Source organism: Streptomyces subrutilus, from assembly GCF_008704535.1.
Lineage (GTDB): Bacteria > Actinomycetota > Actinomycetes > Streptomycetales > Streptomycetaceae > Streptomyces > Streptomyces subrutilus.
The window spans coordinates 4,115,655-4,138,730 of the sequence record NZ_CP023701.1; the positions used below are offsets into that span (position 1 = coordinate 4,115,655).

At 73.0% G+C, this 23,076-nt stretch carries 22 protein-coding genes, 1 rRNA gene and 1 pseudogene; 10 read left to right on the top strand and 14 right to left on the bottom strand.

The annotated features are described in order from the left end of the window. Positions 1-63 precede the first annotated feature (63 nt). Positions 64-180, top strand: a 5S ribosomal RNA gene (gene rrf / locus CP968_RS18055). Between the two features lie 7 nt (positions 181-187). Then, a complete protein-coding gene (locus CP968_RS18060) occupies positions 188-550 on the top strand; it encodes a GNAT family N-acetyltransferase (RefSeq protein WP_189828826.1) in 363 nt (120 codons plus the stop codon). Here the strand turns inward: CP968_RS18060 and CP968_RS18065 are convergent. From CP968_RS18065 to CP968_RS18090, 6 genes are all read right to left on the bottom strand, one after another. After that, positions 547-2,130 (bottom strand): type VI secretion protein, encoded by a 1,584-nt coding sequence (locus tag CP968_RS18065; RefSeq protein ID WP_150518996.1) that lies wholly within the window; start codon positions 2,128-2,130, stop codon positions 547-549. The genes CP968_RS18060 and CP968_RS18065 overlap by 4 nt on opposite strands. 2 nt (positions 2,131-2,132) lie before the next feature. Further along, a complete protein-coding gene (locus tag CP968_RS18070) occupies positions 2,133-3,548 on the bottom strand; it encodes an ATP-binding protein (RefSeq protein ID WP_150518997.1) in 1,416 nt (471 codons plus the stop codon). A gap of 19 nt (positions 3,549-3,567) precedes the next feature. Continuing rightward, positions 3,568-5,130, bottom strand: coding sequence for an SCO6880 family protein (locus CP968_RS18075; protein ID WP_150518998.1), 1,563 nt, complete (start codon positions 5,128-5,130; stop codon positions 3,568-3,570). Further along, positions 5,127-6,449, bottom strand: a complete 1,323-nt coding sequence (locus CP968_RS18080) for a hypothetical protein (RefSeq protein ID WP_150518999.1) — start codon at positions 6,447-6,449, stop codon at positions 5,127-5,129. The genes CP968_RS18075 and CP968_RS18080 overlap by 4 nt, the downstream gene beginning before the upstream one ends. Beyond that, a complete protein-coding gene (locus CP968_RS18085; protein WP_150519000.1) occupies positions 6,439-7,266 on the bottom strand; it encodes a hypothetical protein in 828 nt (275 codons plus the stop codon). The genes CP968_RS18080 and CP968_RS18085 overlap by 11 nt, the downstream gene beginning before the upstream one ends. 102 nt (positions 7,267-7,368) lie before the next feature. Continuing rightward, positions 7,369-7,677 carry a hypothetical protein gene (locus CP968_RS18090; protein ID WP_008742356.1) on the bottom strand — a complete coding sequence of 103 codons (309 nt, stop codon included), beginning with the start codon at positions 7,675-7,677 and terminating at the stop codon, positions 7,369-7,371. A 424-nt stretch (positions 7,678-8,101) separates the two neighbouring features. Here CP968_RS18090 and CP968_RS18095 point away from each other — a divergent pair, with 424 nt between their 5' ends. Further along, complete coding sequence (locus CP968_RS18095) at positions 8,102-9,247, top strand: alpha/beta fold hydrolase (protein WP_150519001.1); 1,146 nt, start codon at positions 8,102-8,104, stop codon at positions 9,245-9,247. A gap of 275 nt (positions 9,248-9,522) precedes the next feature. Here CP968_RS18095 and CP968_RS18100 read toward each other — a convergent pair whose 3' ends face one another. Next, positions 9,523-10,347, bottom strand: coding sequence for a pentapeptide repeat-containing protein (locus CP968_RS18100; protein WP_150519002.1), 825 nt, complete (start codon positions 10,345-10,347; stop codon positions 9,523-9,525). A 145-nt stretch (positions 10,348-10,492) separates the two neighbouring features. Beyond that, positions 10,493-10,717, bottom strand: a pseudogene (locus CP968_RS35705) (GNAT family N-acetyltransferase); the annotation flags it as partial. Between the two features lie 17 nt (positions 10,718-10,734). On the opposite strand from CP968_RS35705, the gene CP968_RS35375 reads away from it, so the two are divergent. The 3 genes from CP968_RS35375 to CP968_RS18115 all read left to right on the top strand — a co-directional run bounded on the left by CP968_RS35375 (position 10,735) and on the right by CP968_RS18115 (position 15,604). Then, positions 10,735-13,497, top strand: coding sequence for a serine/threonine-protein kinase (locus CP968_RS35375; protein WP_268253240.1), 2,763 nt, complete (start codon positions 10,735-10,737; stop codon positions 13,495-13,497). A gap of 134 nt (positions 13,498-13,631) precedes the next feature. Continuing rightward, the gene (locus CP968_RS18110; protein ID WP_229885943.1) at positions 13,632-14,660 is read left to right on the top strand and encodes a C40 family peptidase; all 1,029 of its coding nucleotides are present in this window, start codon (positions 13,632-13,634) and stop codon (positions 14,658-14,660) included. 203 nt (positions 14,661-14,863) lie between these two features. After that, entirely contained in the window at positions 14,864-15,604 is a 741-nt protein-coding gene (locus CP968_RS18115) for a phosphatase PAP2 family protein (protein ID WP_150519003.1), read from the top strand. A 159-nt stretch (positions 15,605-15,763) separates the two neighbouring features. On the opposite strand, the gene CP968_RS18120 is transcribed toward CP968_RS18115, so the two are convergent. Both CP968_RS18120 and CP968_RS18125 read right to left on the bottom strand, forming a co-directional pair. Beyond that, positions 15,764-16,000 carry a hypothetical protein gene (locus CP968_RS18120; RefSeq protein ID WP_150519004.1) on the bottom strand — a complete coding sequence of 79 codons (237 nt, stop codon included), beginning with the start codon at positions 15,998-16,000 and terminating at the stop codon, positions 15,764-15,766. 107 nt (positions 16,001-16,107) lie between these two features. Then, positions 16,108-16,320, bottom strand: a complete 213-nt coding sequence (locus CP968_RS18125) for a hypothetical protein (protein WP_150519005.1) — start codon at positions 16,318-16,320, stop codon at positions 16,108-16,110. Positions 16,321-16,462: 142 nt separating this feature from the next. On the opposite strand from CP968_RS18125, the gene CP968_RS18130 reads away from it, so the two are divergent. Both CP968_RS18130 and CP968_RS34125 read left to right on the top strand, forming a co-directional pair. Continuing rightward, the gene (locus CP968_RS18130) at positions 16,463-17,296 is read left to right on the top strand and encodes an SCO4651 family lipoprotein (protein WP_167536818.1); all 834 of its coding nucleotides are present in this window, start codon (positions 16,463-16,465) and stop codon (positions 17,294-17,296) included. Between the two features lie 272 nt (positions 17,297-17,568). Continuing rightward, a complete protein-coding gene (locus tag CP968_RS34125; RefSeq protein WP_167536718.1) occupies positions 17,569-17,721 on the top strand; it encodes a hypothetical protein in 153 nt (50 codons plus the stop codon). Positions 17,722-17,838: 117 nt separating this feature from the next. Here the strand turns inward: CP968_RS34125 and CP968_RS18135 are convergent, their stop codons facing one another. Beyond that, positions 17,839-18,174, bottom strand: coding sequence for a metal-sensitive transcriptional regulator (locus CP968_RS18135; protein ID WP_150519006.1), 336 nt, complete (start codon positions 18,172-18,174; stop codon positions 17,839-17,841). 193 nt (positions 18,175-18,367) lie between these two features. Between CP968_RS18135 and CP968_RS18140 the strand changes: the two genes are divergently transcribed. After that, on the top strand, positions 18,368-18,988 hold the full coding sequence (locus tag CP968_RS18140; protein WP_150519007.1) for a DUF47 domain-containing protein: 621 nt from the start codon (positions 18,368-18,370) through the stop codon (positions 18,986-18,988). A gap of 5 nt (positions 18,989-18,993) precedes the next feature. Further along, positions 18,994-19,995, top strand: a complete 1,002-nt coding sequence (locus tag CP968_RS18145) for an inorganic phosphate transporter (RefSeq protein WP_150519008.1) — start codon at positions 18,994-18,996, stop codon at positions 19,993-19,995. A 170-nt stretch (positions 19,996-20,165) separates the two neighbouring features. Here CP968_RS18145 and pstB read toward each other — a convergent pair whose 3' ends face one another. From pstB to pstC, 3 genes are read right to left on the bottom strand one after another with little or no spacing between them, the layout of a single operon-like run. Next, the gene (pstB, locus tag CP968_RS18150; protein ID WP_150519009.1) at positions 20,166-20,942 is read right to left on the bottom strand and encodes a phosphate ABC transporter ATP-binding protein PstB; all 777 of its coding nucleotides are present in this window, start codon (positions 20,940-20,942) and stop codon (positions 20,166-20,168) included. Between the two features lie 30 nt (positions 20,943-20,972). Further along, positions 20,973-22,055: a phosphate ABC transporter permease PstA gene (gene pstA, locus CP968_RS18155; protein ID WP_150519010.1), complete on the bottom strand. Its 1,083-nt coding sequence runs from the start codon at positions 22,053-22,055 to the stop codon at positions 20,973-20,975. Then, a complete protein-coding gene (pstC, locus tag CP968_RS18160; protein WP_150519011.1) occupies positions 22,055-23,044 on the bottom strand; it encodes a phosphate ABC transporter permease subunit PstC in 990 nt (329 codons plus the stop codon). Before pstC ends, pstA begins: the two co-directional genes overlap by 1 nt. Between the last annotated feature and the right edge of the window lie 32 nt (positions 23,045-23,076).

The window sequence follows — 23,076 nt, forward strand, 5'->3', positions numbered from 1 at the left end:
CACTGTGTTAGTTCTGAAATAACGAACAGCTGTGAAAACACCAGCGTTCAAATTTCATAGTGTTTCGGTGGTCATAGCGTTAGGGAAACGCCCGGTTACATTCCGAACCCGGAAGCTAAGCCTTTCAGCGCCGATGGTACTGCAGGGGGGACCCTGTGGGAGAGTAGGACGCCGCCGAACAATCATTGTGGGAAAGCCCCGCACCTTATGGTGCGGGGCTTTTCTGCGTTCCGGGCGTCCCAGGGGCGGGTGGTGCGGCAGTTCGTCGCCGAAGGGCCCGATGGGACCCCGGGGCACATGGTCGGGGTGTTCGGTGCGGGACGGGTATCGCGGGGCGGGTGTGGCCGACGGGTTGTGCCGGGCGGCGCTGGAGTGGGCCTGGTCGCTGGAGGAGCCGGTGCTGGAGCGCGTACGGCTCTTCGTGCACCGGGACAATCCGAGGGCCGCGGCGTTCTACCGGCGGTTCGGGTTCGTGGCCACGGGCGCCGTGCCGGCCGTGCCGGCGGAGCCGTCCGCCACGGAGCTGGAGTACGCCTACGGGCGTCCCTAGCCGGGCAGTTCCGCGTGGGGCCAGCGGGAGCGGGCCTGTTCGCGGCTGCGGCACAGGGCGAGGAGGGGGAGCGCCGGGTCCGTGAGGAGGTCCGGTAGTTGGGGGAGGGGGGCGACGGCCGCCACGTCCTCCAGGACCAGCGCGAGTGGTGGGTCGAGCCGACCGTGGGATGACCGTGCGGCCATGCGGCGGCCGTGCTCGACCACGTGCGCGGTGAGTGCGGTGAGCAGCGGCATCGCACCCGGGTGGGTTCGGGGGTCTTCGAGGGGTTCGCCCACCACGTAGAGGCTGCCCCCTTCGGCGAGGAACGATGCCAGGGTGAGCGAATCCGTTCGGTTCGGGTTGCAGGCCTCGCGGATGTGGATCGACGTCAGCCCGGTGAGTGCACGGGCCGTCAGGTGCTGGGCCTGCTCGCGGCGTTCGGCGTGGGCGGTGAGGGCGCTCTCCAGCTCGCCGGCGGCGCCGTGGGCGGCCCGGGGGTGGGTGCGCAGGATGCGGACCGGTTCCTGGGCGCCCGCTCCCTGGGCCCAGCGGTGGATCTGCTTGAACGGGCGGTTGTCGAGGGCGGCGGCCTGGAGCCAGCTGCGCAGGAGCGTTTCGGCGGTGTCGGCGACCGCGGTGTCCATGCGGGCCTGGGGGCGTACGGGCGCCAGCAGGGCGGTCGCGCGGGCGGCGGCGGTGTCGCGGTCGGCGCAGCCCTCGGCCGGGTTCCAGTGCAGTCGGGCCGGGGTGTCGCAGAGGTGGGAGGGGTCGTAGAGGAGGACCGGGCCGAGTTTGGCGCGGGCGTCCTTGGTCTCGGCCCACAGGGCGGGCGAAGAGGTGACGACGAGGACCGCGCCCTCGGCGGCGGCCACGGCCTGTGCGGCGAGGCGGTGCCGGTCGGCGGGGCCGGCGTAGGCCAGCCGGTGCGGTGCGGGGGCGAGGGGTGCGGGTGCGGTGGGGGCGTAGCCGAAGCCGTAGCGGTAGGCGTCGTCGGCCGGGGGAGCGGGGCGGTCCGCCGTCGCGACCGGGGCCGGTGGGGCCGGGGCCGCGGACAGGTGGGCGGTGGCGGGGGCCGGTCCGGGGGCCGGGACGTGCGGAGCGGGTGTCGCGGTCGGCGGGTCTGCGGGCGGGGGTGCGTACGGGGTCGGTGCGGGGCGGTGGGTGGGGGGTGGCCCGGGGTCTTCGGGCTCGGCTCCGTACGGGTGGGGGGTCGGGTCGGCCGCGGTCCGGCGGGCGAGGGCGCGGCGGGACTTGGTGCGGGCGAAGACGCCGATCGCGAAGACGGTCAGCACGAACATCACCAGGAGCTGGCTGATGAACAGGCCCCAGAACAGACCCCAGCCCGGGAGGGCCTGGGGGTCGGTGGCCGGCCAGGCGCCCGCGACGTCGTGCGGTTGCGCTATCAGGGCGCGGACGGCGTCGGGGGTCCGGGTGAAGGTGACGGAGTCCGGCCAGGCGCCCTTGGCGAAGAGGGCGGCCAGGCCGGTGGCGGTCCAGACGAGGACGGCGAGACCGAGGAGGAAGGCCAGGAGGCCGACCAGCAGGCCGTCGGGGATGCCTCCGCGGGTGGCCGGCTCCGTGCGTCGTGCGTCGGGCATGGTCAGGCCACCGTGGTCGCGGAGCCCGGGCCGGCGCGGCGGCGCTCGATGGACAGGGCGCGTTCCTCCGCCTCCAGTTCGGCGGCGAGCATGTCGTCGTGGAGGTGGGCGGGGGCGGAGGACTCGGTCATGGCGCGGTCGGTGTAGACGAGGGGGCGTTCGGCTTCGGTGATCAGGTGTTTGACGACTTGGACGTTGCCGTTGACGTCCCAGACCGCGATGCCCGGGGTGAGGGTGGGGATGATCTCCACGGCCCAGCGGGGCAGGCCGAGGACGAGTCCGGTGGCGCGGGCCTCGTCGGCCTTCTGGGCGTAGATCGTTCTGGTGGAGGCCATCTTGAGGATGGCCGCGGCTTCGCGGGCGGCCGCGCCGTCGACGACGTCCGAGAGGTGGTGGACGACGGCGACGAAGGACAGGCCGAGACGGCGGCCGAACTTCAGGAGGCGCTGGAACAGCTGCGCGACGAAGGGGCTGTTGATGATGTGCCAGGCCTCTTCGACGAGGAAGATGCGCTTCTTGCGGTCGGGGCGGATCCAGGTGTGCTCCAGCCAGACGCCGACGATGGCCATCAGGATGGGCATGGCGATGGAGTTGCGGTCGATGTGGGAGAGGTCGAAGACGATCAGCGGGGCGTCGAGGTCGATGCCGACGGTGGTCGGGCCGTCGAACATGCCGCGGAGGTCGCCGTCGACGAGGCGGTCGAGGACGAGTGCGACGTCGAGGCCCCAGGCCCGGACATCGTCTATGTCCACGTTCATCGCGAGGGCGGACTCGGGCTCGGGGTGGCGCAGCCGCTCGACGATGTCGGTGAGGACGGGCTGGCGTTCGCGGATGCCGTCCACGACGTGGGCGTGGGCGACCTTGAGGGCGAAGCCGGCGCGCTCGTCGAGGCCGTGGCCCATGGCGACTTCGATGATGGTCCGGAGCAGCGCGAGCTGGCCGGTCGTGGTGATCGCCGGGTCGAGGGGGTTGAGGCGGATCCCGTCGTCGTTGGCGGCGATGGGATCCAGGCGGATGGGGGTTATCCCCAGCTGCTGGGCGATCAGGTTCCACTCGCCGACGCCGTCTTCGCCCTGGGCGTCGAGGACGACGACCTGGCGGTCCTTGAAGCGGAGCTGGCGCAGGACGTAGGTCTTCTCCAGGGCGGACTTGCCGTTGCCGGACTCGCCGAGGACCAGCCAGTGGGGGGCCGGGAGCTGTTGTCCGTACAGCTGGAAGGGGTCGTAGATGTAGCCCTTGCCGCTGTAGACCTCGCGGCCGATGATGACGCCGGAGTCGCCGAGGCCGGGGGCGGCGGTGGGCAGGTACACGGCCTGCGCCTGCCCGGTGGAGGTGCGTACGGGCAGGCGCGTGGTTTCGACTTTGCCGAAGAGGAAGCTGGTGAAGGCGTCCGTCAGGGCGGACATGGGATCTCGCATGGGCGGCACTTCCCTCCCGCTAGCGTCGGATGCCGGTGGCGAACGGCAAGGTGTTGACGAAGGCGCGGTGGTGCTCGCGGTCGCACCATTCGAGCTTCAGGTAGGACTTGCCGGCGGAAGCGCGGATGGTGCGCTTGTCGCGGGCGAGGGCCTCCGGTGAACGCGAGGACACCGTGATGTACCCGACCAGGTTGACTCCCGCCGCACCGCTGGCGAGATCTTCACCCCTCTGGTCGAGCCGGCCGTGGGCGGCGATGTCGCGCGGGTCGACCGTGCGGTTCATCTTGGCTGCGCGGGAGGCGTCGGCCTCGTCGTTGGTCTTCTCGGTGAGCATCCGCTCGATGGCGATCTCGGTGGGCTCCAGGTCCATGGTGACGGCGACGGTGCGGATCACGTCGGGGGTGTGGACGAGGAGGGGGGCGAGGAAGTTCACGCCGACGGGCGTCATCGGCCATTCCTTGACCCAGGCGGTGGCGTGGCACCAGGGGGCTCGGGTGGAGGACTCGCGGGTCTTGGCCTGGAGGTAGGTGGGCTCCACGGCATCGAGTTCGGCGGGCCAGGCGTTGCGCTTGGTCATGGCCTGGATGTGGTCGATGGGGTGGTCGGGGTCGTACATGGAGTGCACGAGGGAGGCGAGGCGGCCCTGGCCGAGCGGCTGGCGGACGCGGATGTCGGCTTCGGCGAGGCGGGCGCAGATGTCGGTGAGTTCGCGGGCCATGACGATGGCGAGGCCGGCGTCGCGGTCGAGCTTGCGGCCCTTGTGGGGGGTGGAGGCGCGGGCGATGGTGTGGGCCTCGGCGGCGAGCTCGCGCGTGTAGTGCATGCAGGCGACGAGGTAGGCGCGGTGCTGCTCGGAGGAGGTGGACACCATCGACTGGAGCTGCTCGTAGGAGTCGCGGAGCCAGCCGGGGGCGCGGGTGTCGCCGCGCTGGGCGACGTCCTTGGCGTGGGCGTCGGGGTCGGCGGGCAGGGTGCGGGCGAGCATCTGGAGTCGGGTGACGAAGCCGTCGCCGTTGGCCACGTGCTTGAGGAGGGTGCCGAAGCGGTCGACGAGGGCCTCCTGGTCCTCGCTGTCGCGCAGGCCGACGCCGGGGCCCTCGATCTCGATGGCGGCGGTGACGGTCCGGCGGTCGGCGTGCAGCAGGACGGCGAGCTCGTCGGGGCCGAAGGGGGCGGCGAGCCAGTTGATGCGGCCGATGCCGGGGGGCGGGCCGACCTCGACCTCGCGGCCGTCGGCGCCGCGGATGCCGGCTTCCATGGCGCCGGAGCGGTAGGCGGTGCCGCGGCGCAGGATGCGCTTGTAGCTGCGGCCGATCTCGAACCAGCGGTAGAAGGTGCGGCCCTTGTACGGGACGTACACGGCGGCGAGGGCGATCATCGGGAAGCCGGCGAGGCTGACGATGCGCAGGGTGAGGTTGGGGACGAGCAGTCCGCTCATCATGCCGAAGAACGCCCCGGCGATGATCAGGGCGATCTCGCCGGTCTCGCGGTTCTTGCCGACGATCGCGTTCGGCCGGGCGCGGCCGATGAGATACGTGCGGCGGGGTGCGACCGGGTGCAGCTGGTGGGACTGGGTCGTCACCGCCCGTCACCTCCTGTGTTCCTCGTGCTCGAGCTCGTGCGGGGCGCGGGTGTGGCGGAGGGGACGGATCCGCCGCCTGTTCCGCCGCCGGAGGGGCGGCTGCTGTGGGCGGCCACGCCTCCGGAGAGGGGGTTGGCGGGGCGGGGCGCGCTGCCGCCGCCCCCGCCGTCGCCGCGGTGGGCGCCGCGGCTGCTGTGGGTCTTGATGCCCTGGGAGACGAGGGAGGCCGGGGAGCTGATGACGGCGGCGGCCTGGGCGCCGTCGGTGGCCTTGCTGCGGTTGGAGCGGGCGGAGGCGATCTCGTCGCCGAAGCCGGGGACGAAGCGGTAGATCATCGCGGAGGCGAAGATCGCCAGCAGGATGATGGCGAGGCCGGTGACGACGGCGGAGAAGGCGTTGGGGCCCTTTTCGCCGGCCAGGGCTCCTGCGAGGCCGAGGACGATGACGATGACGGGCTTCACGAGGATGACGGCGATCATGATGCCGGCCCAGCGGCGGACGTGTCCCCAGAGGTTGCGGTCGACGAGGCCGGCGTAGACGACGACGCCGAGGAGGGCGCCGACGTAGAGCAGGGCGGCCCGGATGAACAGCTCCAGGAAGAGGATGCCGGCGGCGAGGACGGTGACGAGGGCGACGACGATCAGCATGATGGGGCCGCCGCCGATCTCGTCGCCCTTCTTGAGGGCCTCGGCGAAGGATCCGAAGAAGACGTCGGTCTGGCCGCCGGTGGCGGAGGCGATGACCTCGGTGACGCCGTCGGTTGCGGAGACGACGGTGTAGAGGATCAGGGGGGTGAAGGCGGAGGCGAGGACCGTCAGCCAGAGGAAGCCGATGGCTTCGGAGAGGGCGGTGGTGAGGGGGACGCCGCGGACGGCGCGCTTGGCGACGGCGAAGAGCCACAGGACGAGGGTGAGGATGGTGGAGGCGGCGAAGACGACGGCGTACTGCTTGAGGAACGTGGCGTTGGTGAAGTCGACGTTCGCGGTGCCCTTGACGGCTTCGCTGAGCTTGCCGACGATCCAGGCGGCGGCGTCGGCGCAGCCTTTGGCCAGGGCGGAGAGGGGGTTGAGGGCGTCGGCCGGATCGTTGGGGGCGAGGCCGGCGCCGGGGGAGCCGCCCGGTGAGCCGCGTTCGCAGTACTCCCGGGCCGGTCCGGCGATGAGCGAGCAGGGGTCGTTGCTCGCGCTCGGTGTGGCGGCCGGGGTGGGCGTCGGGGTCGGTGCGGCCGTGGCGCGCGCCGCGAACAGCCACGTCGCCGCTTGGACGGCGACCGCTGCGCCGGCGAGGCGGCGCAGCAGGGTGCGGGGGCTACCGGGCATAGGTGAACCCTCCGAACTCGTTGACTGCGCCAGCGATCTCGCCCGAGTCGGAGACGGGGTTGTCGCCGGTGACGGGAGTGGGGCCGTCCTTCTGGGCGGTCTCCACCACCTTCCAGTCCGACCCGTTCCACTTCAGTGTCATCGAGATCGTGAACCAGCTGCTGGTCACCGGCCTGGTGGACTTCTCTCCGGTCAGGCCGAACATGCCGATGCACCAGACGTCCACGGCCGCGCTGCCGTTCGCGAAGCTCTTGAGCTTCGCTCCGGCCGGGACGGTGCGGCTGACGAAGGTCGCGCCGGCGGGCGCCGTCCCGTCCTTGGTCAGACCGATCTGGGACAGGAGGGCCGGGGAGTAGTCCGCGTCGAAGTCGGCCTGCAGGGCCGATCGTGTGCCCTCGTCGGAGACGGCGTCGACGATGGCGTGGCGGCGAGGTGTGTTGAACATGCCGTCGGAACCGAGGGCCACGGCGAAGTTCGACGCCGCGGACTGCGCGCCCTGCTCGTTCTGCGCGAACCCGGACGGTACGGCCCCGTTCTTGCCGTCCACGGGCCGGGTGCCGGTCGGGGACGTCGATGACGACGACGGCCCGTCCTGGGACCGGTCGGCCTCGGGGGTGTCCGGGGTCTGGTTGGCGAAGGCGATCGCGGCGATGAGGAGGACCACCACGCCGACCACCGTGACCAGGCTGCGGGTGACGCGGGGGGGCCGGCGGGTGGGGCCGTACGGGTCGGCGGGGGAGTCCGGGAGGCGGGTGCGGGTCTGGCCCGTGCCGCCCACCTCGCCGTAGCCGCCGCCGTACTGGTCGTCGTTGCTCATGTCCGTGTCGGCCCCCTCCGCGTCGTACGACGGTAGCGCTGGTCCCGCGCAGGCGGGGTGTGGTGAGTCCTCATCAGGCAGGTGCGGCGGCGGTGGGAGCGGCTAGACGGCCATTCCGTAGACGATCGTGAAGAGGGTGCCGAGGGAGCCGATGATGAAGACGCCCGTGAGGCCGGCCACGATCAGGCCCTTGCCCTGTTCCGCGCTGAAGGTGTCGCGCAGTGCCGTCGCGCCGATGCGCTGCTTGGCCGCGCCCCAGATGGCGATGCCGAGGCACAGGAGGATCGCCACGGCCATGACCACCTCGATCATGACCTTCGCTTCGTTGCCGAGACTGCCGAAAGGCCCCCAGTTCGGGGCGATTCCGCCGATGATGGTGGTGATGTCGCCCTTTTCGGCTGCCAGGATCATGTAACTCACCGCCCCTGTATGGGTAGTTCCGGATGCCCGTGCCTGACGGCAGGGGTCACGTCCTATCTTCGCTGATGAAACCGGCGGCGTCGTCGACTTGGCCGCTCTCTTTACCCGATCTCCCGGCGGGCGCCCCGTCCGTGTGCTCTGACCTGGGCACAGGTGGCGGGTATCCGAAAGAACGTATGGTCACTCTGTGTATCACGAGGGGTGACGCCGGGCAATGATTGTCGTCTCGGCGCACGGGGGGGGGGTGGGGGGTTTTGGGATGGTTGGGCGGGATGTGTGTGATGTTCCGTCAGTCGGGTTGTCCGGTGGTCCGGTTGTCGGGGTGCCGGGGGTGGGGGAGTCGGTGTCCGGTCGTGGGTGTGGGGGACTTCTTCTGCGCGGCGGCGTTGTCAGTGGGCTGCGGCAGGCTGGGTGGATGACTGTTTCGTGGACGCTCGCCGATCTGGAGGCGGCCATCCGTGCGGGGTGGTCGGCGGAGACGAGCGAGCCGGCCGACCTCGGCAAGGTGGCCTGGAACGCCGACAATCCGGCGTGGGGGCAGTGCGACATCACGGCCCTGGTCGTGCAGGACCTCGTCGGCGGGGACCTGGTGCTGGGGGAGGTGTTCCTCGACGGCCGGCAGGAGGGCTACCACTGGTGGAACCTGCTGCCCGGCGGGATACGGGTCGACCTGACGCGGGAGCAGTTCCGGCGGGGCGAGGTGGTCACGCCCGGGCGGGTCGTGAAGCGGCCGCCGGGGCGGCTCCGGCGGCGTTGGGACGAGTACCAGCTGCTGCGGCGCCGGGTCGTCGACAAGCTGGGTCCGCTGCCCGGGGTGGTGCTCCGGGAGGACGGGCGACGGCTGGTGTACACGGACTTCGGCGGGCCGGGGGCGCCGCTGCTGGCGTTGCACGGGCACTTCCAGGACGGGCGGAGCTACGGGCCGCTGGCGCGGGAGGTGGGCCCGCGGTGGCGGGTGATCGCGCTCGACCAGCGGGGGCACGGCGACTCCGACCGGGCCCGTGCGTACGGGCGGGAGGGGTACGTCGAGGACGCGGCCGCCGTCCTGGAGCACCTGGGGCTGGGGCCCGCGGTGGTGCTGGGGCACTCGCTGGGCGGGGTCAACGCGTACCAGCTCGCGGCGCGGCGGCCGGACCTGGTGCGGGCGCTGGTCGTCGAGGACATCGGGGCGGTGGTCGACGACGACCTGTCGTACGTGCGGCAGTGGCCGGCGCGGGCCGCGACCCCGGACCGGTTCCTGGCGGGGGTGGGGAGCGCGGCGGAGTACCTGGCGGGGTCCCTGCGGGAGCATCCGGACGGGTGGGGGACGGCGGCGGACGTCGAGGACGTGCTGGAGTCCCAGCGCGGGCTGAACGGGGACCACTGGGCGGACTGGCTGCGGATGCCGACGCTGCTGGTGCGGGGCGATCGCAGCGGGGTGCTGTCCGCGGAGCACGCGCGGGAGATGGTGGCGCGCAGGGCGGGGGTGCGGCTGGTGGAGCTGCCGGCGGGGCACGCGGTGCGGGCGGGGGATCCGGAGGGGTTCGGGGGTGCGGTGGGGGAGTTCTTGGGGCGGCTGTGACCCTTTCCCTCCCGGGGTGGGTGGGGGCGCCGGTTGCGGTGCCGGGGGCGGGGTGTGCCGGTACGGGCGTGGGTGGCTGGGGTGGGAGGTGCGGGCCGCTGCTGGGGCCTGCCCCGGGCCCCGCGCCTCAAGCGCCGGTGGGGCTGAGGGGGCTGGGCTGGGGATGTGCGGGCTGCGTTGCTGAGGCTGCGCCTCAAGCCCCCGCGCCTCAGGCCCCCGCGCCTCAGGCTCCCGCGCCTCAGGCTCCCGCGCCTCAAGCTCCGGCGGGGCTGGGGTCAGGTCCAGTGGGTGGGGTGGGTGAGGGAGGGGGGGATGCGGGTGGTGGGGTCGCCCTGGGAGGCGTTCAGTTGGGGTTGGGTGAGGAAGAGCGCGTCGCGGAGGTCGGCGCCGCGGAGGTCGGCGTCGCGGAGGTCCGCGCCGATCAGGTCGGCGGTGCGGAGGTCGGCCCGGTGGAGGTCGGCGGCGATCAGGCAGGCGCCGCGGAGGTTCGCGCCGCGCAGGTCCTGGCCGGCGAGGCGGGCGCCCATCAGGTCGGTGCCGCGGTGGTTCTTCCTGCGGCCCGGCACCTTGGCCCGTACGAGCTCGCTGGCCTTCAGCAGCAGCGGGTTGAGGTCCTGCCGCAGGGCGCCGACGTCCAGGGCCGCGAGCGTCCGCGCGTCCGCGCGCGTCCACTCCTCGGTGTCCGCGAGGGCGCGGCGCAGCTCCGCGTGGACCGGGGCGGCGTCGGGGAGGGTCAGGGCCTCGGCGGCGTAGCGGAGCAGTTCGTGGAGCTGGCGCATCACGGGGAAGACGTCGAACATCTGCCGGGCGGTGCCGGGGTGGGTGCGCCAGTCGCGGCCGCCGAAGGTCACCTGGGAGACCTGCTGGCCCGCGCCGAAGCAGTCGAAGACCGTGCAGCCACGGAAACCGGAGTCGCGCAGCCGGGTGTGGATGCCGCAGCGGAAGTCCTGGCCGAGGTTCTTGCACGGGGTGCCCGCGGGCTTGTTCAGGGCGAAGTCGGTGGACTTGGCGAAGGGCAGCGAGACGCAGCAGAGGGCGAAGCAGTTCGCGCAGTCGGCCTGGAGGAGGGGGAGGGCGGGGTGGTGGGACACGTCGTCCATTGTCACCCGCGCCCGCGCCCGTGCCCGTGTCGCGCGCCGGGAGCCGGGAGCCGGGAGCCGGGAGCCTCATCCGGTGGGCGGACCAGCGCACGCCGTCGACCTCCTCCACGTCCGCGAGCACCTGCACGGTGCGGAAGCCGAGCCGCTCGTAGATGCGCAGGGCCGCCGTGTCGTGGGCCCAGACGCCGAGGCCGACCTCGGGGAGGGCGGGCTCGCCGAAGGCGAGGTCGAGCACCCGGGCGACCATGGCGGCGCCGTGGCCGCGGCCGCGCGCCGTGGGGGCGCAGGGGGGTGGGGCGGGGTTCTTTTCGCGCTTCGTTCCGTCGGCCGCGGGTCTCAACGGCCTTGCTCTACAGCCGAGATCGCGCATGTGGCAGTCTCAGGCAGATGGAGCCGCTCACAGAGGCCGATCCCGAACGGATCGGTGCGCACGTGCTGGTGGCCCGGCTGGGGGCCGGGGGGATGGGTCAGGTGTACCTGGGGCGGTCGCCCGGGGGCCGGCTCGTCGCGGTCAAGGTGGTGCGCGGGGAGATCGTCGGGCATCCGGAGGCCCTGGCGAGGTTTCGGCGGGAGGTCGAGACCGTACGGGCCGTCCGCTCGGCGTACACCGCGAGCCTGATCGACGCCTCGCTGGAGGAGGCTCCGTACTGGCTGGCCACGGAGTACGTGGCCGGGCCGACGCTGGCCGCCGCCGTACGGACGGCCGGCCCGTTCGGCTCGGGTACCTGCCGGGGGGTGGGGGCGGCGCTGGCGGAGGGGCTGGCGAGCGTGCACGCGTACGGGGTGACGCACCGGGACCTCAAGCCGCAGAACGTCATCCTGGGCGCGCAGGGGCCGCAGCTGATCGACTTCGGGATCGCGCGGGGCGTCGGGGCGACGGCGCTGACGCAGGGCGGGCAGGCGCCGGGGACGCCGGGGTTCACTGCGCCGGAGGTGTTGCTGGGAGCGGTGGCCGGTGACGCGGCGGACGTCTTCGCGCTGGGCGCGACACTGGCGTTCGCGGCGACCGGGCGGCCGCCGTACGGGGGCGGGCCGGCGGCGGGCGTCGGGTACCGGACGGTGCACGAGCCGGTGGACGTGGCGGGGGTGGAGGCGGGGCTGGCCGCGGTGATCGAGGCCTGCGTGCGGAAGGACCCGGCGGAGCGGCCGGGGCTGGCGGAGGTGATCCGGCGGTGCGCGGTCGGCGGGGCGCTGGTGGACGACCCGGGGTACGCGGCGGTGGCGTTGCGGGGCGCGGGGCCGGGGGTGGTCGGTGGGTCCGGCGGGGTGGTCGGCGCCTGGGAGGGCGACACCGTGCCCGTACCCGCGTCCGGGGCCGTGGCCGCGCCGGGTTCGGGGGGTGCGCGGGCCGGTGCGGTGGCGGACGGGGGCGAGGCCGTGCCCGTGCCGGGTGGGTCGGGTGGCTCGGCCGCGGCGGACACGGTGCCCGGGCTCGTGGCGGGGGGAGGGGAGGGGGCGGTGCGTGGTGGCGGCGCCGGTGCCGGTGCCGTCTTCGTGTCGGGCGGAGCCGGGCATTTCGGCGGGGTGGCAGCCGAGGGGGCGGCTGCGGTGGACGCCGCTCCGGGGGGTGGCTCGGGCTCCGTTCCGGCCGGGGACGCGCAGGGTTGTGACGGCGCGCCCGCGGCTGCTGCCGGCGGCGCGACGGGGGTGCGGCGGATCGAGGGGCGGCGCCGGGTGGTGTGGCCGGCCGAGTCGCCCGCCCGCAGCGACGGCCGTTCCGTGCCGGACGGGTCGGACCGCGGGAGCGGCGTCGGGACGGCGGCTCCCGGGGTGCCGGAGCCGGCCCGCACGGGCGGGGAGACGACGGCTCCGGTGGACGGGCGGAGCGGTGGGGCGGCGCTCCGGGGCCGGGACGCGGACCCTCGGGCCGGGCGGGCGTCGTCGCCGGAGGAGCCGGTTCGGCCGGGCGGCGGGTCGCAGGCTCCTGGTGGGGCCGGGCCGACCGGGTCGCTTCGGTCCGGCGGCGCCGGGGGGCCCGGCGCGGTCGTGCCCGAGGGCGAGGGGGGTGGCGGGGGCGCGTCCGGGCGGAGCGGGGCGGCAGCGGCCCGGGAGTCGGCATCCGAGCGGGCGGTGGCGCCTGAGCCGGGGGTGCGGGGTGCCCCGGGTGGCTCGGGGGCGGCCCGGCCGGTCGGCGGTGGCCGGCCGGCCGCGGCGCGGATTCCCCGGCGGCGGCGGATCGTGTGGCCGGTCGAGCCGTCGGCGGAGGGCGGGCGTCCGGGGGCCGTGACCGGGTCGGCGGCGTTCGGGGCGGCCGGGCAGCAGGTCCGTGACGGGGCGCCGGGGGCCTCGGCGACGGGGTCGCGGGGCCGGTCCGGGTCCCTCGTGACCGGTCCGGCCGTCCCGGCCGCGGGCGAGTCCGCCGCCGGGACGGCCGGGACGGCGGTGGCCGGCACCGGCACCGGCCGGCGGGCCGGGTGGCGGCGGGGGTGGGCCTGGGTGGTGGTCGGGGGTGTGTGCGTGGCGGCCGGGGTGGTCGGGGCGCGGGTGCTGGGGCTCGGTTCCGGGGAGGCGGCCGAGGGGTCGGCGGGCGGCCCGGAGGCCCGGGTCTCCGGCTCGGCCCGGCCGGGCGGCCCGGCCGGCGGCGGCAAGGGGCCCGGCACCGGCAGCGATGCCGGCGGGGTCAACGGCGACGGCAGTGGCAAGGGGAGCGGCGGGGGGAGCGGCAAGGGGGTCGTGGACTACCGGTGGAAGCTGTCCTCCGACCCCGTCATGGCGGGGTACGGGGCCGGGGAGTGCGACCGGCCCGTCGACGGGGACGCGCCCGGGGCCGGGATCGAGACGCAGACCACGACCACCCGGACCAACGGCGTGGCCGGCAGGACCGTCAAGGTGCGGATGCGGGCCACGCCCGGGCCGGAGGGGGCCGCGCGACCGGCGCCGTACCCGGTGACGGTGGTGGTCAAGCCGCCCGGTGCCCGCCAGGCGCCCACCGGGGGTCCGGCGGGGTTCGCGAGTTCTCCCGTGGACCTGTACGCCACCTGGGACAGCGGGGCGTACGGGGAGTTGACGTACCCGGACGACTTCGCGGGGGCGGTTCCGCTCGCCTCGGACCGGGGGGACTGGACGGTGGTCTTCTACCGCGTCGAGGATGGGAAGGACGGGGCGCGGAAGTTCACCGGCATCTCCTGCGGGGGATTCCGGGTGGGGTAGCCCGGACGGGCCTTCGGGTGGGGTAATACGACAGGGCGGGGTCCGGGGCGGTACTCGGTTCCAAGTGGGCTAGTCCGATAGGCGACACGGTCGAATCGCGGCGGAAAGCGCCGACGATGGGGGAGGGTTGACGGGTGCGCAGATTCTGGGTGGCCGGTGGGATCGGGTTCGGGCTGTCTCTGAGCTTCCTCGTGCTGCTCCTGGTGGGCACGTACTCGGCGGCGGCGGGCCTCGCGGGGGCCGGCGCGGGGCCGGGCGGCCGGGCCGTGGGGCTGGTGAAGGGGGCGGTGCCCGGGAAGTACCAGGCGCTGGTGGAGAAGTGGGGCAACCTGTGCCCGGCCATCAACCCCGCGCTGCTCGCCGCCCAGCTGTACTCGGAGAGCGGCTGGAACCCGAGCGCCGTGAGCCCGGCGGACGCGCGGGGCATCGCGCAGTTCATCCCGGGCACCTGGGCGGGCCACGGCATCGACGGGGACGGGGACGGGGACCGGGACATCTGGGACCCGAGCGACGCGATCCCCTCGGCGGCCTCGTACGACTGCGAACTGGCCAAGGACGTGGCGAGCGTGCCGGGGGACGCGGCGTCGAACATGCTGGCCGCCTACAACGCGGGTGCGTACGCGGTCATCAAGTACGGCGGGGTGCCCCCGTACCGGGAGACGCAGGGGTACGTGAAGACGATCACCACCCTGGCCAAGAGCTTCGCGCGGCCGGTCGGCCGGGTCGCGCCGTCCCAACAGGCGGCCGGTGCGATCTACTTCGCGCAGAAGCAGCTCGGCACCCCGTACCTGTGGGGCGGGAACGGGACGCCCGACCAGGACGGGCGGTTCGACTGCTCGGGGCTGACGAAGGCCGCGTACGAGACGGTGGGGATCGAGCTGCCGCGCGTCGCGAACGACCAGTACAACGCGGGCCCGCACCCCTCGCGGGCCGAACTCCTGCCGGGCGACCTGGTGTTCTTCTCCGATGATCTGACTAATTCGCGGGAGATCCGGCACGTCGGGCTGTACGTGGGCGGCGGCTACATGATCAACGCTCCGTACACCGGGGCCGTGATCCGCTTCGACAAGATCGACACGCCCGATTACTTCGGCGCCACGCGCGTGACGAAGGACGGCGCCCAGGCCCTGCCGCAGCGCGTCGGCGCGAGCCGGGCGCCCTAGCCACGCTCCGTGAAGCGGAGGCCCTGAGCTGCGGTGACCAGTCACTCTTCGATAACGTTGCGGTGATCATTCGGTGGAGGGTGGAACGCGTTCGCCGCAGCGTGCGTTCCATGGACACGGGGGCTGATCGACCGGGGGCGAAGGGGCGCACACAGGGGTGCGCCCGCAGGGGAACCACCGAAAGAGCAAGGGGCCGCAGCACCATGGCTGGACTCACGACCGGTGGGCCGAATGCGGACGTCAGCCTGTTGTACGAGATCAACTCCATGGCCCGGCAGGCCCCGGGCTGGTTCGACCGCACGGTGAGCGTGGTCGGCGAGTACGGGATCCCGCTCGCCCTGGTGCTCCTGATCCTGTGGTGCTGGCGCGGGACCCGACGGCAGGACGAGGCGACGGCGACCGAGTCCTTCGCGGCCCTGGTGTGGGCGCCGTTGGCCGCCGGGCTCGCCCTGTTCGTGAACGTACCGCTGCGCGAATTCGTCGGACGGCCGCGGCCGTTCCGGCAGCACGAGGGGCTCCAGGTGCTCGATCCGGGCGCCGGCGCGCCCCTGGACACGGGGCTCGGCCGCACCGACTTCTCCTTCGTCAGCGACCACGCCACGCTGGCGATGGCCCTGGCCGTGGGGCTGTTCGTGGCGAACCGGAGGTTCGGGCTCGCGGGGATCGCTCTCGCCTTGGTCGAGGGGTTCTGCCGGGTGTACACCGGTGTCCACTACCCCACCGACGTCATCGGCGGCTTCGCCCTCGGCACCGCCGTCGTCCTGGTGCTCGCCCCGCTGGCGATGGCGCTGCTGAACCCGCTGGTCGCGGCCGTGGCCCGGTCTCCGCGGGTCGGGCGGCTCGTACGGTCCCGGGCGCGGACCGCGCCCCGGCCGGTCGGGCTGGCGCACCCGCAGGCCCCGCAGGCGGGGCAGCGGACGCAGGAGAACGATCTCGCGGCCTGAGCCGCCGTACCGGGCCGGGGCGGGTCCCGCCCGGGCCGGGTCCGGGCCGGGCCCGGAGCGGGGCGAGGGGTCACCAGACGGCGAGCAGAACCGCCGCGAGCAGGCACAGCGCGGCGGCGCCGAAGCACAGGCGCACCGCCGTGGGGCGGGGCCGGGGGGTCACGGATCGCCGCCCTCGGAGCCCCGGCTACCGGGCTCCCCGCCGTCGCGGCGGTAGCGGGAGCGCAGCCACAGGCCGGTGACCGCGGACGCGGTGCCGGTGAGGCCGATCGCCAGGGCCACGTCGCCGGGGCCGTCCGCCGTCCCGACGGGCCGGGCCCAGGCCGCGGGGACGGGCACCGACACGATGAGCAGGGCCCAGAGAAGGGCCGCGAGACGGGCTGCGGGTCCTGGCATGAGTCAAGGGCATCCGCTCGCGCGCCCCCCGGCCAGCCGGGCCGTCCGAACGGGCGACACGCCGAGGCCCGGGCGGGGGCCGCGCTCGGGGGCCCGCGCGGGGCGGCCTATCCCGCCGTGTGGCGGGTGGCGTCCTTGCGGGCCAGGTCGCGGGAGCGGCGGGCGGGACCGCGCCAGCCGCAGGTGCACGCGGCCAGGCAGAACGAGCCGCGCTCGGAGGTGGAGGTGGTGTGCCCGGCGGGTGGCTGCGGGCCCTCCGGGCTCTGACGGGGCACGGAGACGAGCGGAGGGACCGGAGTCGCTTCGGTGTGCGGTTCCACGCCTCCACGGTACCCGGGCCGGGGTCCGCCGGGCACCGGCCGTGCGCGGTCCGCGGCCGTGACGCGAAACCCCGGACCTCGTTAAGCGGAGCGGGTGGGGGCCTCGGGCAATCAGCCGGTACGCGTTGGGGGTTGGCAGGCGATGGTGGTGCACCAGCACAAGCGGCGGCCCCGGCACGCGGGCGGAGCGGTGCTCTCCGCCGGCCTCGCCCTCGCGGTCTCGGCGCTGAGCGGCTGCGGGAGCGGCAGCGCCGCCGACGACCGGCCGCCGGCCGATCCGCAGGCGGTGGTCCGCGGGGCCGCCGACGCGCTGGTGCGCACCGGGAGCGCCCGGGCCCGTACGGCCATGGAGATGGCCACCGGCGGCACGCGCGTGACGATCCGGGGCGAGGGCGGGGTCGACTTCCGCAGCCGGACGGGCCAGCTGCTGGTGATGCTCCCGGCCGACGTGAAGGGCAAGGCCGAGCACCGGCCCATCACGGAGCTGCTGGCGCCGGGCGCGCTGTACATGAAGAACCGGGGCGCGGGCGTGCCCGACGACAAGTGGGTCCGGGTCGACACCACGGCCCTCGCCGACGGGAACCTGGTGACGGGCGGCGCCACCGACCCGCTGACCGCGGCCGAGCTGCTGCGGGGCGCGCAGGGGGTGACGTACGTGGGGGAGACCGAGGTCGCGGGGACCCCGGTGCGGCACTACCGGGGGACCACGGACCTGGCGCGGGCGGCGCGGAGCGCGTCGCCGGGGGTGCGGGGGGCGCTGGAGGCGGCGGCGAAAGGGTTCGCCCGGGACGCGGTGCCGTTCGACGCGTACCTCGACGCGGAGGGGCGGCTGCGCAAGGTCCGCCACCGGTTCAGCTACGTCAACCGCGGGGTGATCGATGTGTCGTCCACCACGCTGCTGTACGGGTTCGGGACGCCGGTGACCGTCGTCCTGCCCCCGAGCGAGGACATCTACGCGGGGAAGATCGCCGACTGAGCGGACGGCGACGGGTGGGGTGCGCAGGGCGCGATCGGGCCATGCCGGGTAACCGGAAATGGTCCATCCGTGTCATGCGGGGAGGGGTGGCCGCTCCCTAGGCTGGAGGGGCGGGTGCCACGCGGCGGGGGCCGGGTGGGGTTGGCGGGCGGTGCGTCGCCGGGGAGCGGGAAGGCGGCGGCGGCCCTGGTCGGGCGACCGGTGTGCGGTCGCGGGCGGCCGGTGAGCGAGCGATGACGATGTCCGGATGACGGCAGATCGAGGTGACACGCGTGACTCCCGCAGGCGGTTCGACGGTGCAGGACCACGTGGCTCTCGCGGAGATCGAACTGTGCGGTGAGCTGATCATCGCGGCGTCGGCCGCGGTCGAGGACCGGCTGAGCCAGGACCGCATCGACGAGGTGCTGATGGCCATCTGCCTCTAGCGCTGCCGCGGCCCCAGGTCCGTACGCGGTCCGTACGCGCTGCCGCGGCCCGGCCCGGCCCGAACCCCCGCGCCTCGGACGCCGGCGGAGCCGGGGTCCCGGTGGGGCCGGCGCGGGTCAGGTGCGCAGGAGGCGGGCGATGGCCTTGGTGGCCTCTTCGACCTTGGCGTCGATCTCGGCGCCGCCCTTGTGGGCCGCGTCGGCGACGCAGTGGCGCAGGTGCTCCTCCAGGAGCTGGAGGGCGAAGGACTGGAGGGCCTTCGTGCTCGCCGAGACCTGGGTGAGTATGTCGATGCAGTAGACGTCCTCGTCGACGAGGCGCTGGAGGCCGCGGATCTGGCCCTCGATCCGGCGCAGCCGCTTGAGGTGCTCGTCCTTCTGGTGGTGGTAGCCGTGCACAGGAGCGGCCGTGCCGGATTCGGCTCCCGAACCCTCCGCCTCGATGGTCGTCATGCGTCCTCCCGTGGTCCTGAACGAGGGCATATACCCCTCATGGGTATAGGATACCGGGCCGTCGCCGAAGGGGCAGGGGCCCGTGGTCCCCACTCTGCCCGATGGAGGACACTGGGGAACGGCCGGTTAGCAGTGGCCGGGGGATGCGCCTAGCATCAGCCTGACCGAATCCAATGCACCCCGAGGACCTCACGTGCGATTTCGTCTGACCCCCAGGGAGACGAGCTTCTACGACATGTTCGCCGCATCCGCGGACAACATCGTCACGGGCTCGAAGCTCCTGATGGAACTGCTCGGAGCGGATTCCTCCGCCCGGGCCGAGATCGCGGAGCGGATGCGGGCGGCGGAACACGCGGGGGACGACGCGACCCACGCGATCTTCCACCAGCTGAACTCCTCCTTCATCACGCCGTTCGACCGCGAGGACATCTACAACCTGGCGTCCTGCCTCGACGACATCATGGACTTCATGGAAGAGGCCGTCGACCTGGTCGTCCTCTACAACGTGGAGGAACTGCCCAAGGGCGTCGAGCAGCAGATCGAGGTCCTGGCGCGGGCCGCGGAGCTCACCGCCGAGGCCATGCCGCACCTGCGGACCATGGAGAACCTGACCGAGTACTGGATCGAGGTCAACCGGCTGGAGAACCAGGCCGACCAGATCCACCGCAAGCTGCTCGCCCAGCTCTTCAACGGCAAGTACGACGCCATCGAGGTGCTCAAGCTCAAGCAGATCGTCGACGTGCTCGAAGAGGCGGCCGACGCGTTCGAGCACGTTGCGAACACGGTGGAGACCATCGCGGTCAAGGAGTCCTGAACCACGTGGACACCTTTGCGCTGATCGTCACCATCGGTGTCGCGCTCGGCTTTACGTATACGAACGGCTTCCACGACTCGGCGAACGCCATCGCGACCTCGGTCTCGACGCGGGCGCTGACCCCGCGCGCGGCCCTGGCGATGGCCGCCGTGATGAACCTCGCCGGCGCCTTCATGGGCAGCGGGGTGGCCAAGACGGTCAGCGAGGGCCTGATCGAGACGCCCCACGGCAACCGGGGCATGTGGATCCTCTTCGCGGCGCTGGTCGGTGCGATCGTCTGGAACCTGATCACCTGGTACTTCGGGCTGCCCTCGTCGTCCTCGCACGCGCTGTTCGGCGGCATGGTCGGTGCGGCGCTGGCCGGCGGCACCGAGGTGATCTGGTCGGGCGTGGTCGACAAGGTCGTCATCCCGATGTTCGTCTCCCCGGTCGTCGGCCTGGTGGTCGGCTACCTGGTGATGGTCGCGATCCTGTGGATGTTCCGCCGGGCCAACCCGCACAAGGCCAAGCGCGGCTTCCGCATCGCCCAGACGGTCTCGGCCGCCGGCATGGCGCTCGGCCACGGCCTCCAGGACGCGCAGAAGACCATGGGCATCGTGATGATGGCCCTGGTCATCGCCGATGTGCAGGGTGCGGGCGACGCCATTCCGGTCTGGGTCAAGATCGCGTGCGCCGTGATGCTGTCGCTGGGTACGTACGCGGGCGGCTGGCGCATCATGCGCACCCTCGGCCGCAAGATCATCGAACTGGATCCGCCGCAGGGCTTCGCGGCGGAGACCACCGGCGCGTCGATCATGTTCGGCTCGGCGTTCCTCTTCCACGCGCCGATCTCCACCACCCACGTGATCACCTCGGCGATCATGGGCGTGGGCGCGACGAAGCGGGTGAACGCGGTCCGCTGGGGCGTCGCCAAGAACATCATCCTCGGCTGGTTCATCACCATGCCGGCCGCGGCGGCGGTCGCCGCGGTCAGTTTCTGGATCGTGAACCTGGCCTTCGTGCAGTAGGCCGCCGGCGCCGCGGCCCGCTGCCGCGGCGCGCGACCGGACACGAAAGTGGGCCGGCTCCCCCCACCCAGGGGGAGCCGGCCCTTTTCCTTCCGCCGTGCGGTGGCACCGCCATGCAGCACCGCAGGACGCGGGGGCCGCGCGGCGGGGCCGCGCGGAGTCGGTACGGTCTAGCCGAAGCGGCCCGAGATGTAGTCCTCGGTCGCCTGGACGGACGGGTTGGAGAAGATCCGGTCCGTGTCGTCGATCTCGACCAGCTTGCCGGGCTGGCCGACCGCCGAGAGGTTGAAGAAGGCGGTGCGGTCCGAGACGCGGGCCGCCTGCTGCATGTTGTGCGTCACGATGACGATCGTGAAGCGCTCCTTCAGCTCGCCGATGAGGTCCTCGATCGCGAGGGTGGAGATCGGGTCGAGGGCCGAGCAGGGCTCGTCCATCAGCAGGACCTGCGGCTCGACCGCGATGGCGCGGGCTATGCACAGGCGCTGCTGCTGGCCGCCGGAGAGGCCGGAGCCCGGCTTGTTCAGGCGGTCCTTGACCTCGTTCCAGAGGTTGGCGCCCTGGAGGGACTTCTCGACGATCTCGTTCAGCTCGGTCTTCTTGAAGCTGCCGTTCAGCCGCAGGCCCGCCGCCACGTTGTCGAAGATCGACATGGTGGGGAAGGGGTTGGGGCGCTGGAAGACCATGCCGACCGTGCGGCGGACCGCGACCGGGTCCACGCCGGGGCCGTACAGGTTCTCGTCGTCCAGCAGCACCTTGCCCTCGACGCGGCCGCCGGGGGTGACCTCGTGCATGCGGTTGAGGGTGCGCAGGAAGGTGGACTTGCCGCAGCCCGAGGGCCCGATGAAGGCGGTGACGGAGCGGGGCTCCACGGTCATCGAGATGTCGTCGATCGCCTTGTGGGCACCGTAGAAGGCGGAGAGGCCGCTGACGTCGATTCGCTTGGCCATGAGGGGTCACTTCTCTTTCGTGTGGCCGCGTCAGCGACCGGTCTTCGGGGCCTTCCACCGGGCGATGCCGCGGGCCACCAGATTGAGGATCATGACGAAGGCGATCAGGACGAGCGCAGCGGCCCAGGCCCGGTCGTAGGAGGCTTCACTGCCGACCTTGTACTGCTCCCAGATGTAGAGCGGGAGCGAGGACTGGGCACCTTCGAAGGGGTTGTTGTTGATCAGCTGGGAGCCGAAGACCAGCAGCATGATCGGTGCGGTCTCGCCGGCGATGCGGGCGATGGCCAGCATGACGCCGGTGGAGATGCCGCCGATGGCGGTGGGGAGGACGACCTTGAGGATCATGCGCCACTTCGGCACGCCGAGGGCCAGGGCGGCCTCGCGCAGCTCGTTCGGGACGAGCTTGAGCATCTCCTCGGTGGAGCGGACCACGACCGGCATCATCAGGATCGACAGGGCCATCGCGCCGGCGAAGCCGGAGGGGCCGAAGCCGAGCATCAGGTTCCACGTCGTCAGGACGAACAGGCCCGCGACGATGGAGGGGATGCCCGTCATGACGTCGACGAAGAAGGTGACGGCCTTGGCGAGCGAGCCCTTGCCGTACTCGACGAGGTAGACGGCGGTGAGCAGGCCGATGGGGGCCGCGATGGCCGTGGCGAGGGCGACCTGCTCGATGGTGCCGAGCAGCGCGTGGTAGACGCCGCCGCCCTCGTCGAAGCTGGTCACGCCGTTCATCGAGTGGGTGAGGAAGTCGGCGTCGAGGAGGCCGATGCCGCGGCTGACGGTGGTCCACATCAGCGAGAGCAGCGGGATGACCGCGAGGACGAAGCAGACCCACACGACGGAGGTCGCGACGCGGTCCTTGGCCTGGCGGCGGTTTTCGACCACCGCGCTGGCGGTGTAGGTGACGGCCACGAACAGCAGGGCGGCGAGCAGGCCCCACTGGACCTTGCTGTGCAGGTCGAAGAGGAGGCCGATGCCGCTGCCGAGGGCGACGGAGAGGACCGCGATGCCGGCCGGCGCCCAGCGGGGCAGGCCGCCGCGGGTGAGGCTGGTGGGGGCGGCGGACTTGGTGGCCCGGACGGGCCGCTGGTCCTGGAGTGCGTGGCTCATCAGGCGTTCGCCCCCGAGAAGTCCTTGCGGCGGGCGATGATCAGCCGGGCCGCGCCGTTGACCAGCAGGGTGAGGAGGAAGAGGACCAGGCCGGAGGCGATGAGCGCGTCACGGCCGAACTCGTTGGCCTCGTCGAACTTCGCGGCGATGTTCTGCGCGAAGGTGCCGCCGCCCGGGTTGAGGACGTGCAGGGAGATCAGGAAGCTCGGGGAGAGGACGGTCGCGACGGCCATGGTCTCGCCGAGGGCGCGGCCGAGGCCGAGCATCGAGGCGGAGATGACCCCGGAGCGGCCGAAGGGCAGCACCGACATGCGGATGACCTCCCACCGGGTCGCGCCGAGGGCCAGGGCGGCCTCCTCGTTCATGCGCGGGACCTGGAGGAAGACCTCGCGGCTGACGCTGGTCACGATCGGCAGGATCATGATCGCGAGCAGGATGCCGACGGTGAAGAGCGAGCGGGCGACGCCGATCTGGGTCTTCTCGAAGACGTAGGTCCAGCCCAGGTACTGGTCGAGCCAGAGGTTCAGGCCGCCCAGCTGCGGGACGAGGAAGAGGGCGCCCCAGATGCCGTAGATGATCGAGGGCACGGCGGCCAGCAGGTCGACCACGTAGGCGAGCGGCGCGGCGAGCTTGCGCGGCGCGTAGTGCGAGATGAACAGGGCGATGCCGACGGCGATCGGAACCGCGATGGCCATCGCGATGATCGAGCTGACGACGGTGCCGAAGAGCAGGACGGCGATGCCGAAGACGGGCGGGTCGGCCGAGGCGTTCCAGTCGAAGGTGGTGAGGAAGTTGCCCTCGTTCTTCGACAGGGCTATCGCGGCGCGGTAGGTGAGGAAGACGGCGATCGACGCCATGATCACCAGGAGCAGGATGCCGGAGCCCTTGGAGAGGCCCGCGAAGATCTTGTCACCGGCGCGGCCGGTGGATCCCGTGCTCCGGGAGACCGGCGGAGCCGTGTCTGTCGGGGTGGGTGTGGTGGAAGCCATGGTCTTTCCGGTCTGTGTGGGGGGCAGGCCCC